Origin of the sequence: Amycolatopsis sp. cmx-4-61 (assembly GCF_046548775.1) — a bacterium.
Lineage (GTDB): Bacteria > Actinomycetota > Actinomycetes > Mycobacteriales > Pseudonocardiaceae > Amycolatopsis.
The window spans coordinates 21,902-33,626 of the sequence record NZ_JAEBEI010000031.1; the positions used below are offsets into that span (position 1 = coordinate 21,902).

An 11,725-nucleotide genomic window follows, 5' to 3' on the forward strand; every position below is an offset into this window, starting at 1 on the left:
GAGCCAGGTCGAGGAGGTCTCCGCGCCGGAACTACTCGGCACGTGAGCGTTCGGCGGCTTCCAGTTCGATGGCCTTCTTCATCGTCTCGCGCGCCCGGCGCCGGTCCCCCGCGATGTCGTAGGCGTACGCGAGCTTGTACCAGACCCGCCAGTTGTCCTGGTCGGCCTCGACCTCCGCGCGGCGCGCCTCGAACCACGCGTCGGCCGCCTCGCGATCGACCCGGCCCGACGGACGCCGGGGCAGGTCGGAGACGTCCGGGAGCGCGCCCTCCTCGTCGAGCCGGCGGGACAGGCGCTGGACCTGGAGGCCGTTGCGCCAGGTCACCACGACCACCCAGACGCCCAGCACCGGCAGCAGGAGCACGCCGGCGCCGAGGGCGATGCCGGCCCCGGTCCCCGTCTTGAACAGGGCGAACGCCCGGTCCGCGAGCAGGAACAGGTAGACGACCAGCGCCGCCGTCAGCAGCAGCGCGACATTGCGCGCTTTCACAGGTCGAGGACGTTCTCCAGGCCGACCGTCAGGCCGGGCCGCTTCAGCACCTCGCGCACGCCGAGCAGCACGCCCGGCATGAACGACGTCCGGTCGAGGGAGTCGTGGCGGATGGTCAGGGTCTCCCCTTCGCCGCCGAACAGGATCTCCTCGTGCGCGACCAGGCCCGGCAGGCGGACCGAGTGCACGCGGACCTGCTCGACCGTCGCGCCGCGGGCGCCGTCGAACTCGTCCGTCGTCGCGTCGGGGCCCGGGGTCACGCCGGCCTCGGCCCGCGCGGCGGCGATCATCCGCGCGGTGTGCGCGGCGGTGCCCGAGGGCGCGTCGGCCTTGCGGTTGTGGTGCAGCTCGATGATCTCGGCCGAGGCGTAGAACTTCGCCGCCTGGGCCGCGAAGCGCATCGCCAGCACCGCGCCGAGGGCGAAGTTGGGCGCGACCAGCACGCCGAGCGCGGGCTTCGGCTCCAACAGCGAGCGCAGGTGAGCCAAGCGGGATTCACTGAAGCCAGTGGTGCCGACGACCGCGTGGATGTCGTGCTCGACCAGGTACTCCAGGTTGCCCATGACGGCTTCGGGGTGGGTGAAGTCGACGACCACCTGGGCGTCGGCCAGCGCCGCGAAGTCGTCGCCCGCGTCCAGCGCCGCGACGAGCTTCAGGTCCGAAGCGCCTTCGACGGCCTTCACCACCGTCGCGCCCATCCGGCCGCGCGCACCGAGCACACCGACGTTGATGGTCATGAAGCGATCACCTCGTGCAGGTCGTCAGGAAGGTCGTCGGCGTGAGCGTACGGCCCGACGACCGCCGCCGCCGAGACCCCGCCCGGCCGCGCGAACAAAGTGCGAGCGAGGGCACACACGTCTTCGGTGGTCACCGCGTCGATGCGGGCGATCGTGTCGTCGACGCCGAGGTAGTGGCCGTAGTTGAGCTCGTTCTTGCCGATCCGCGACATCCGGGACGACGTGTCCTCCAGGCCCAGCACGATCCCGCCGCGCAGCTGGCCCTTGGCGCGAGCCACCTCGGCTTCGGTGAGGCCGTCGACGCCGACCTTGTCGAGCACCTCGCGGATGACACCGGCGACGTCGCCGAGCTTCTCCGGCTGGCAGCCCGCGTACACGGCCATGTGCCCGGTGTCGGCGTAGCTCGCGACCGACGAGTACACCTGGTAGGCCAACCCGCGCTGCTCGCGGATCTCCTGGAACAGCCGCGACGACATCCCGCCGCCGAGGGCGGCGTTGAGCACCGACAGCGCGAAGCGGCGCTCGTCGTGCCGCGACAGCGACCGCAGGCCGAGCATGACGTGCGCCTGCTCGGTGTCGTCGGTGTGCAGGGCCAGCTTCGGGACCGTCTTGATCCGGGCGCGGCCTTCGCGGGGCGCGATCGGGGTCGCGGCGCCGGCCAGGCGTTCGCCGAGGGCCTTGCGGACCAGCCGCAGCACCTGGCCGTGGTCGATGTTCCCGGCCACGGACAGGACCATCCGCGGCAGCGTGTAGCGGCGCTTGTAGAAGTTCCGCAGCGCGGCCGGGGACATCTCCACGATCGACTTTTCGGTGCCGAGCACCGGGCGGCCGAGCGGGTGGTCGCCGAGGATGGCCGTCACGAACGTCTCGTGCAGCAGGTCCTCGGGGTCGTCGTCGCGCATCGAAATCTCTTCGAGGACGACGCTGCGTTCCATGTCCATGTCGCGGTCGGTGCAGAGGGCGTCGAACACGACGTCGGTGACCAGGTCCACGGCGAGCGGCAGGTCGGCGTCGAGCACCTGCGCGTAGTAGCAGGTGTGCTCCTTCGCCGTGAAGGCGTTGAACTCGCCGCCGACGGCGTCGATCTCCTCGGCGATCTGCGTGGCGTCGCGGTGTTTCGTGCCCTTGAACAGCAGGTGCTCGAGGTAGTGCGCGGCGCCGGCGACGGCCGCCGGCTCGTCGCGGGAGCCGATGCCGACCCAGAGCCCGACCGTGGCCGAGCGGGACGCCGGGACGCGCTCGGTGATCACCCGCAGGCCGCCGGGCAGGACGCTGCGCTTGACGACCGCACCGTCCGAAGTGGACTCCAGCGTGCGGGTGGTGCCGACGGGCTGCTCGTGCCCGGAAACCTGCCGTGCCATGGGTTCCTTACTCAACTTGCCGTGAAGGCCACCTCGGGGACACCCCCGAGATGGCCTTCACGGATCAGGAAACGAGCTGTGCTTACTTGGCGTCGGCCTTCTCGGCGTCGGCGTCGGCGGCGGCCGCGGCACCCTCGGCGGGCTTGGCGGCGTCGTCTTCCTTGACCACGATCAGGCTGATCTTGCCGCGGTTGTCGATGTCGGCGATCTCGACGCGGAGCTTGTCGCCCACGTTGACCACGTCCTCGACCTTGTTGATCCGCTTGCCGTTGCCCAGCTTCGAGATGTGCACCAGGCCGTCCTTGCCCGGCAGCAGCGAAACGAACGCGCCGAACGCGGCCGTCTTCACCACGGTGCCGAGGAAGCGCTCGCCGACCTTGGGCAGCTGCGGGTTGGCGATGGCGTTGATCAGGTCGATCGCCGCCTCGGCCGACGGGCCGTCGGACGCGCCCACGTAGATCGTGCCGTCGTCCTCGATGGAGATGTCGGCACCGGTCTGCTCGGTGATCGAGTTGATCATCTTGCCCTTCGGGCCGATGACCTCGCCGATCTTGTCCACCGGGATCTTCACGCTGGTGACGCGCGGCGAGTACGGGCTCATCTCGTCCGGGCTGTCGATCGCCTCGGCGATGACCTCCAGGATGGTGAGGCGAGCGTCCTTCGCCTGCTTCAGCGCGGCGGCGAGCACCTCCGACGGAATGCCGTCGAGCTTCGTGTCCAGCTGCAGCGCGGTGATGATGTCCTTGGTGCCGGCGACCTTGAAGTCCATGTCGCCCAGGGCGTCCTCGGCACCGAGGATGTCGGTGAGCGCCACATAACGGGTCTCACCGTCGACCTCGTCCGACACCAGGCCCATCGCGATGCCCGCGACCGGCGCCTTCAGCGGCACGCCGGCGTTGTACAGCGCCATGGTGGACGCGCAGACCGAGCCCATCGACGTCGAGCCGTTGGAGCCCAGCGCTTCGGAGACCTGGCGGATCGCGTACGGGAACTCGTCGCGCTTCGGCAGCACCGGCACGAGGGCGCGCTCGGCGAGCATGCCGTGGCCGATTTCGCGGCGCTTCGGCGAACCGACGCGGCCGGTCTCCCCGGTGGAGAAGGGCGGGAAGTTGTAGTGGTGCATGTAGCGCTTGTGCGTCTCCGGGGACAGCGAGTCGATCTGCTGCTCCAGGCGAAGCATGTTCAGCGTGGTGACGCCCAGGATCTGGGTTTCGCCGCGCTCGAACAGCGCCGAACCGTGCGCCCGCGGGATCACCGCGACCTCGGCCGAAAGCGACCGGATGTCGGTGAGGCCACGGCCGTCCATGCGGATCTTCTCCGTGAGGACGCGCTGGCGCATGATCTTCTTCGTCAGGGCCTTGAACGCCCCGCCGATTTCCTTGTCACGGCCTTCGAAGGCTTCGCCCTCGCCCAGGCCGATCTTCTCGATGACGGCGGCCTTGACCTCGTCGGTCGCGGCGTCGCGGTCCTGCTTGCCCGGGATCTGCAGCGCGCGGGCCAGGTCGTCGGTGGCGATCGCCGCGACGGCGTCGTAGACGTCCTGCTCGTAGGCCAGGAAGACCGGGAACTCGCCGGTCGGCTTGGCGGCGACGTCGGCCAGCTTCTGCTGGGCCTCGCACAGCACCTTGATGAACGGCTTCGCGGCTTCGAGACCGGCGGCGACCGCGGCCTCGTCCGGCGCCTTGCCGCCGGCGGCGATCAGGTCGAGCGTGTTCTCGGTGCCCTCGGCCTCGACCATCATGATCGCGACGTCCTCACCGACGATGCGGCCGGCGACGACCATGTTGAAGGTCGCCTTCTCCAGCTGCGACCAGGTGGGGAACGCGACCCACTGGTCCTCGATCAGCGCGACGCGGACGCCACCGACCGGGCCGGAGAACGGCAGGCCGGCGATCTGGGTCGACGCCGAGGCGGCGTTGATGGCCAGCACGTCGTACGGGTCGTCCGGGTTGAGGCTCTGGACGGTGATGACGACCTGGATCTCGTTGCGGAGACCGTCGGTGAACGACGGGCGCAGCGGCCGGTCGATCAGGCGGCAGGTCAGGATCGCGTCGGTCGACGGGCGGCCCTCGCGGCGGAAGAACGCGCCGGGGATGCGGCCCGCGGCGTACATGCGCTCTTCGACGTCCACGGTCAGCGGGAAGAAGTCGAAGTGGTCCTTCGGGTGCTTCGACGCGGTCGTCGCCGAGAGCAGCATGGTCTCTTCGTCGAGGTACGCGACGACGGCGCCGGCGGCCTGCTTGGCCAGGCGGCCCGTCTCGAAGCGGACGGTGCGGGTGCCGAACCGGCCGTTGTCGATCACGGCTTCGGTCTCGTGCACGGTGACTCCGGTGGAGTCGGTCATATGGTGTATCTCCTCTTTAGTTCCTTCGTACGACGCGAGTCTCCCACCCTGGGACCAGTTTCGCCTGAGGACGCTCGAGGAATGAGGCCGGTCTTCGATCGAAGCTCCCGGGACGCTTCCCGGGAACCACTACCGAGGACCGGCGGACGGACCCTCGTGCGCGCTCGCGCCGTTTCTCTTTTTGACCGAGGGGGAGCGACCGTCGTGGTCACTCCCCCTCGGGTTGAAGCTATCGGCGCAGGCCGAGGCGCTGGATCAGCGCACGGTAACGCTCGATGTCCACCTTCATCACGTAGTTCAGCAGCCGGCGGCGACGGCCGACCAGCAGCAGGAGCCCGCGACGCGAGTGGTGGTCGTGCTTGTGAGCCTTGAGGTGCTCGGTGAGGCCGACGATGCGCTTGGTGAGCAGCGCCACCTGGGCCTCGGGGGATCCGGTGTCCGAGTCGTGCACGCCGTACTCGGCCAGGATCGACTTCTTCTCTTCGGTGGACAGCGCCACTTGTGTTGCTCCTCGAAATAATCAGTGCCGTGCGGCCCCGGGCGTGGATGCACGCCGGGAAGACGGTCACGGCCGCCACGGACTGCAGCCGGACCCGGCCACGACGTTACCATTCTGGTCACGTGCGTCTCTGAGCAGGGCCTTCAGGCGTCGGCCAGCCCGAACGAGCGGGCCACCCGGTAGCGAGGACCACCCGGCTCGCGCTCACTGGTCATCAGCGCCACTTCCGCGGCGCGCCAGCGCCGGCTCGTGAAACCAGCCAGCTCTTTCGTCCAACGCGCGGCGAGCCCGGGTTCTTCCCGGGGGAACCGCGCGAGGGTCAGGTGGGCCCGGTAGGGCCTCGGTTCGGCGCCGGCCCCCGCGGCTTGCGCGAGCGGCGTCAGCTCCGTTCCGGCGGCAGTCAACCACAGCACGCCGGGGAACGTCGCGGCCTTTTCCAGCCGGACGTCGATCGCCGGACGGCCGGCCAGCCGCTCGGCCAGCCAGGCGGCGCGCGTCCCGACGTCGTCCGGCCCGTAGTAGCCGAGGGTGATGTGCCAGCGCTCGGGGGGCTCCCAGCGGAGGCCGTCGCCGGGATCGCCGAGGGCCGCGGCGACCTGCTCGACGACCTGCTCGACGACGTCGGCCGGCGGGAGCAGCGCGCTGAACAGGACTGGCATCAGGAGCCGTTGCCCGCCCGGCGGAGCAGGTCGGCGATGGCCGGGAAGTCGTCGTCGAGGCGCTTGGCGGCCTCGCCCAGGTCTTCGTCCTCGGCCAGGTCGCGCAGGTAGGCGAGGACCTTCTGGTCTTCGTTGACCACGGGGATGTTGTCGCGGCCGACGGTGGGCCGGGAGTCCCGGACGTCCTCCATCGCGGCCAGCATCGCTTCGCGGTTGCCGGCGGCGACCTCGGGCACCAGGATCTTGCGCTCGAGCATGATCATCCTGGCCAGCACGACCGGGTTGCCGATCTTCGCCCGCCGCCCGCTCATCACCTGGCTGAGCATGGGGGCACTGATCCCGAGGACCTCGGCCAGGAACGCCTGCGAAACGTCGAACGCGACGACGAGCCGTCGCACTCGGTCACCGAGCGGCTCCCCATACCACTCCCGCTGCAACGCGATGTTCCGCTGGACGATCTTGTGGTCCTCCACCAGTCCCCTGCTCCCCTGTTTTCCTTCGCGCACACCGTCCGTGAGCATCTTGCCATCGCCGCCGCGCGCGTGAACCGCGTTGTCCCCTATTCGTCCCCGGTCAGGGCGTCCGGGGGCAGTTCGAGTGCCTTTCTCGTCTCCACCACGTCGTCGTCGATCTGCGCGACGAGCCCGGCCGAATCGGCGAACCGCACCTGGTCGCGCAGCCGCGTCACGAAGTCGACGGCCACGTGCTGGCCGTAGAAGTCCTCGTCGACGTCGAGGACGAACGCCTCGACGGTCCGCTCGCGGCCGGAGAACGTCGGGTTGGTGCCCACCGAGACCGCGGCGCGCAGCCGGCGCGTGGGGTCGGCCGAACGGGTGAACCACGCGCTGTACACGCCGTCGGCCGGGACGGCGGCGAACCGCGGCGTCGACAGGTTCGCCGTCGGGTAGCCGAGTTCGTGGCCGCGCCCGTCGCCCCGGACGACGATGCCCTCCAGGCGGTGCGGGCGGCCGAGGGCTTCGGCGGCGGCGACGACGTCACCGGCGTCGATGCAGGACCGGACGTAGGTGCTCGAGAACGTGATCGCGGACTGGTCCTCACCGGACAGTTCCTTGCCCTGCAGCTCGGCACCGAACGCCGCGAAGCCGAACCGGCGGCCGAGGGTGCGCAGCATGGCGACGTCACCGACCGCCTTGGCGCCGAAGGTGAAGTTGTCGCCGACGATCACCGCGGCCGCGTGCAGCCGGTCGACCAGCACCTCGTGCACGAACTCCTCCGGCTGCAGCCGGGACAGCTCGAGGGTGAAGGGCAGCACGCAGAAGACGTCGATGCCGAGGCTCTCGACGATCTCGGCCTTGCGCCGCAACGTCGTCAGCTGCGCCGGGTGGCTGCCCGGGCGCAGCACCTCGGACGGGTGCGGGTCGAACGTCAGCATGACGCTCGGCACGCCGCGCTCGGCCGCCGCCGCGACCGTCCGGCTGATCAGCTCCTGGTGCCCGCGGTGGACACCGTCGAACACGCCGATGGTGACCACGCACCGGCCCCAGCTGCCGGGAAGGTCCCCCAGTCCACGCCACCGCAGCACGTCACACTCCCGTCTCTCGAGCCCACCCTAGGCGGGCAGCAACACGACCACCGCACGGGACACGCCCTGTTCGTCGGCGGCCAGGGCGAGCACCCGGCCGTTGGGACCGAAGAGCCCGTACGTGCCCTCGACGCCGGCGGCCGGGATGCGCTGGCCGTGGCGGACCGCCTTCGCCGTGGCGGCGTCGAGATCGCGGCGCGGGAACGCGGCGGCGACGGCGGCGTCGAGGTCGAGGCTCAGTTCGGGCTGTTCTTCGAGCTGGTCGAGGGTCCTCGCCTTAGCGAGGGTGAAGGGGCCGACCGTGGTGCGCCGGAGGGCCTTCAGGTGGCCGCCGACGCCGAGGTCGGTGCCGAGGTCCCGGGCCAGCGCGCGGACGTAGGTGCCGGAGGAGCACTCGACGACGGCGTCGACCTCGACGTGGTCCGCTTCGTGGCGGACGGCGAGGACGTCGAAGCGGTAGACGGTGACCGGGCGGGCCGGGATGACGACGTCCTCCCCGGCGCGGACCCGGGCGTAGGCGCGCTTGCCGTCGATCTTGACGGCGCTGACGGCGCTGGGCACCTGCTGGATGTCGCCGGTGAGCTTTTCGACGCCGTTGGCGATGTCTTCGTCTTTGACGTTCGCCGTTTCGGCTTGGGTGAGGACTTCGCCCTCGGCGTCGTCGGTGGTGGTGCTGCTGCCGAGGCTGAGGGTGGCGAGGTAGGTCTTGCGGTCCAGGGCGAGGTGGCCGAGCAGCTTGGTGGCGCGTTCGATGCCGAGCACGAGGACGCCGGTGGCCATGGGGTCGAGCGTGCCGGCGTGCCCGACCTTGCGGGTCCCCATGATCCGCCGGGCGCGCGCGACGACGTCGTGGGACGTCATGCCGGCGGGCTTGTCGACGATGAGGAGGCCGGGAGGCGGGGCAGGACGACGGGGCGGTTTCGAGCTCGACACGCGGCAAACCCTACTGGCCGCTCGTTGCGGATCGATCAGGCCGGGCCCGGCTCATACGCCCCGATGTGGCCTTCGGTGCGTTGAAACAAGCACTGCGGCGGCGCATCGGTCAGGCGGCGACGATCGGGGTCTCGGGCAGAGCCGCGTCCCAGCGGCGGCGGGTGATGCGGACCGGGAGTTCCTCGCCGCGGGCCTCGGCCAGGAACAGGTGCGTGCGGGTCCGGCGCCACCACACGAGCATCCGGACCGTGCCGAAGGCCAGGACCGCGACCAGCGTCAGTAGCGACAGCCGGAAGTTGCCGCCGGTCACCTGCAGGAGGACGCCGACCGCGAGTGCCGCGATCGTCGTCGCCACGAAGCCGCCGACGTTCACCACACCCGTCGCCGTGCCCACGCGGCTCAGCGGGTTGTAGTCGCGGGCCAGTGCGAAGCCGATCATCGACGCCGGGCCGCCGAGGGCGAGGAAGGCGAACGCGGGCACCAGGACCGGCAGCGGCACCTGGCCCGGCCAGCCCAGCAGCACCGCCCAGACCAGCACCGCCCCGCCGATGTAGCCGCCGACCAGGGGCATCCGCAGCGACGGACGCCGGCCGATCAGGCCGCCGAGCAGCGGGCCACCGGCCATCGAGCCGAACACGAACACCGTGAGGAGCGCGCTCGCCGTCCCCTTCGACTGACCTTGGCCCTGGACCAGCCACGGGACGCCCCACAGCAGCGTCAGGGCGTTCGGGGCGAACATCGTGCTGAAGTGGACCCAGAACCCCAGGCGCGTCCCCGGTGTCCGCCACGCTTCGGCGACCTGGCCCGCGAGCTCGCGCGGGCGGACGCTTTCGCGGATCGCCGGCTGTTCGCCCGCCGGGACGTCGCGGACCCGCAGCGCCACGACGACCGTGTAGAGGACGGTGATGGCTCCGACGGCCAGGAAGGTGGGTGTCCAGCCGGCGCTGTCGAGCACGAGCGAGAGCGGGACGGTCGCGGCGAGGTTGCCGATGTAGCCGACGGCCGCGGTGAACGACGTCAGCAGGGCGTACTGGCGGCCCGGGAAGTGGGCCGCGACCAGGCGCAGGACGCTGACGAACGTGAGCGCGTCGCCGAGACCGAGGACACCTCGGGCGAGCAGGCCGAGGCCGTAGGAGTGCGCGACGCCGAGCAGGAGCTGGCCGGCACCGAGGATCAGCACGGCGACGGTGAGGACGCGGCGGGGGCCGTAGCGGTCGACCAGGACGCCGGTCGGGATCTGCATCGCGGCGTACACGCCGACCTGCAGGACGGTGAACGTGCCGAGCGCGGCCGCGCCGACGCCGAAGCGCTCGGCGGCCTGCAGCCCGGCGACCCCGAACGACGTCCGGTGGAAGACGGCGAGGAGGTAGACGGTGACGGCGGCGAGCCAGATCAGCCAGGACCGGGCAGTGGCACGGCCGGTGGCGGGCACGGGTTCCTCCAGAGGTGGGCGGTTCGGGGCGCAGGACGCCCACGCTGCCGTCCCTACTACTTGTATCGCCTAAGCAACCACGAACCATAGCCACGACCCGCGTGGCTTTCCCCACAGGTAACCCGCATCACCCGAGCTCAGCGGGGCATCACCCGTGATCGGGGAGTCATCACGCGTGATTGAAGGGCCATCACTCGTGATTGAAGGGACGACACGCGGCGGCGTGCGGGCCCCGCCGTGTCGACCCTCCAATCACGCGAGTCGACCCTCCGATCACGCGAGTCGACCCTCCGATCACGCGAGTCGACCCTCTGATCACGCGAGTCGACCCTCTGATCACGGATGGCGCACGTCAGGTGGGGCGGGTGGCGCCGGTTACCGCCCAGTTTCCGGAGCGCCAGCGGGCCAGGACCGCGGCCAGGCGGAGGAGCATGAAGAGGGAGAGGCCGGTCCAGATGCCCGTCAGGCCCCAGCCGAAGCCGAGCGAGGCCCAGATCAGGGGGAGGAAGCCCAGCGCCGCGCTGCCGAGCGTCGCGTTGCGGAGGAAGGCCGCGTCGCCCGCGCCCAGCAGCACGCCGTCCAGGGCGAAGACCACTCCCGCGATCGGCTGCAGGGCCACGAAGAACCACCACGCGTGCGGGATCTCCGCCAGCACGCCCGGGTCGGACGTGAACGCGTGCGGCAGCACCCACGACAGCGCCGCGAACAGCACGCACAGGAAGCACCCCAGCAGCAGCCCGTACCCGGTGATCTGCGACGCGACCCCGCGCGCCTGCCGCGCCGAGCCCGCCCCCAGGGCGGCGCCGACCAGCGACTGCGCGGCGATCGCCACCGAATCCAGCACCAGTGCGAGGAACGTCCACAGCTGCAGCACCACCTGGTGCGCCCCGACGGCCTCGGTCGACGTCCGGGCCGCCACCGCCGCCGCCGAGACGAAGCACGCCTGGAACGCCAGGCTGCGCAGCACGAGGTCGCGGCCGAGGCCGAGCTGGGCGAACATCACCTTGAAGTTCGGCCGCAGGCCGACTTTCTCGCGCACCAGGGCCGCGAAGAACAGCGTCGCCGAGATGACCTGCGCGACGACGTTCGCGATCGCCGAACCCTCCAGCCCCAGCCCGGCCCAGTACACGAGGACCGGGCACAGGACGGCGGAGATCCCGTTGCCCGCCAGCACGTACCGCAACGGCTTCGCGGCGTCCTGCACCCCGCGCATCCAGCCGTTGCCGGCCATGGTGACCAGGATCAGCGGCGCCCCGAACAGCGCGATCCGCAGCCACGACACGGCCGCGGACGCGATCTCGTCACGCCCCGAAAGCACCCGCGCGATCGGCCAGGCCAGCAGCTGCCCGGCGACCAGCACGAACAGCCCGACGAACACCGCGAGCCACGTCGCCTGCACGCCCTCGCGGACCGCGTCGGCCCGGCGGCCGGCGCCGTGCAGCCGGGCGGTGCGGGACGTCGTGCCGTAGGACAGGAACGTCAGCTGCCCCGACACCTGGGCCAGCACGACGCCGCCGAGCGCGAGCCCGGCCAGCGACAGCGCGTCGAGGTGACCGACCACCGCGGTGTCCACCAGCACGTACAGCGGCTCGGCGGCCAGCACCCCCAGCGCCGGCACGGCCAGGCCCAGCACGCGTTTCGCCGGAACCCGCTCGGTCTCCTCCACATTCACCACGAACCGGACTCTAACCGCCACCACCGACCGTCCTGACCGGCGGGAACCCGGG

Annotated in this window: 11 protein-coding genes; all 11 read right to left on the bottom strand. The window is 71.0% G+C overall.

Annotated features, from left to right (window positions below; translation table 11 throughout):
- Positions 1-31 precede the first annotated feature (31 nt).
- Positions 32-490, bottom strand: coding sequence for a tetratricopeptide repeat protein (locus ACLJOU_RS44120; protein WP_410575256.1), 459 nt, complete (start codon positions 488-490; stop codon positions 32-34).
- A complete protein-coding gene (dapB, locus tag ACLJOU_RS44125; RefSeq protein ID WP_410575257.1) occupies positions 487-1,227 on the bottom strand; it encodes a 4-hydroxy-tetrahydrodipicolinate reductase in 741 nt (246 codons plus the stop codon). The genes ACLJOU_RS44120 and dapB overlap by 4 nt, the downstream gene beginning before the upstream one ends.
- Positions 1,224-2,588, bottom strand: a complete 1,365-nt coding sequence (locus tag ACLJOU_RS44130; RefSeq protein ID WP_410575258.1) for a M16 family metallopeptidase — start codon at positions 2,586-2,588, stop codon at positions 1,224-1,226. The genes dapB and ACLJOU_RS44130 overlap by 4 nt, the downstream gene beginning before the upstream one ends.
- An 82-nt stretch (positions 2,589-2,670) precedes the next feature.
- A complete protein-coding gene (locus tag ACLJOU_RS44135; RefSeq protein WP_410575259.1) occupies positions 2,671-4,932 on the bottom strand; it encodes a polyribonucleotide nucleotidyltransferase in 2,262 nt (753 codons plus the stop codon).
- A gap of 229 nt (positions 4,933-5,161) precedes the next feature.
- Positions 5,162-5,431 carry a 30S ribosomal protein S15 gene (gene rpsO, locus ACLJOU_RS44140; RefSeq protein WP_003084034.1) on the bottom strand — a complete coding sequence of 90 codons (270 nt, stop codon included), beginning with the start codon at positions 5,429-5,431 and terminating at the stop codon, positions 5,162-5,164.
- Positions 5,432-5,574: 143 nt separating this feature from the next.
- Entirely contained in the window at positions 5,575-6,090 is a 516-nt protein-coding gene (gene thpR, locus ACLJOU_RS44145; RefSeq protein ID WP_410575260.1) for an RNA 2',3'-cyclic phosphodiesterase, read from the bottom strand.
- Positions 6,090-6,563, bottom strand: a complete 474-nt coding sequence (locus ACLJOU_RS44150; RefSeq protein WP_410575261.1) for an XRE family transcriptional regulator — start codon at positions 6,561-6,563, stop codon at positions 6,090-6,092. The genes thpR and ACLJOU_RS44150 overlap by 1 nt, the downstream gene beginning before the upstream one ends.
- Before the next feature lie 86 nt (positions 6,564-6,649).
- Positions 6,650-7,633: a bifunctional riboflavin kinase/FAD synthetase gene (locus ACLJOU_RS44155; RefSeq protein ID WP_410575262.1), complete on the bottom strand. Its 984-nt coding sequence runs from the start codon at positions 7,631-7,633 to the stop codon at positions 6,650-6,652.
- A 27-nt stretch (positions 7,634-7,660) separates the two neighbouring features.
- Positions 7,661-8,566 (bottom strand): tRNA pseudouridine(55) synthase TruB, encoded by a 906-nt coding sequence (gene truB / locus ACLJOU_RS44160; RefSeq protein ID WP_410575263.1) that lies wholly within the window; start codon positions 8,564-8,566, stop codon positions 7,661-7,663.
- 109 nt (positions 8,567-8,675) lie between these two features.
- Entirely contained in the window at positions 8,676-9,998 is a 1,323-nt protein-coding gene (locus ACLJOU_RS44165) for an MFS transporter (RefSeq protein ID WP_410575264.1), read from the bottom strand.
- 352 nt (positions 9,999-10,350) lie between these two features.
- Positions 10,351-11,670: an MATE family efflux transporter gene (locus tag ACLJOU_RS44170; RefSeq protein ID WP_410575314.1), complete on the bottom strand. Its 1,320-nt coding sequence runs from the start codon at positions 11,668-11,670 to the stop codon at positions 10,351-10,353.
- Positions 11,671-11,725 lie beyond the last annotated feature (55 nt).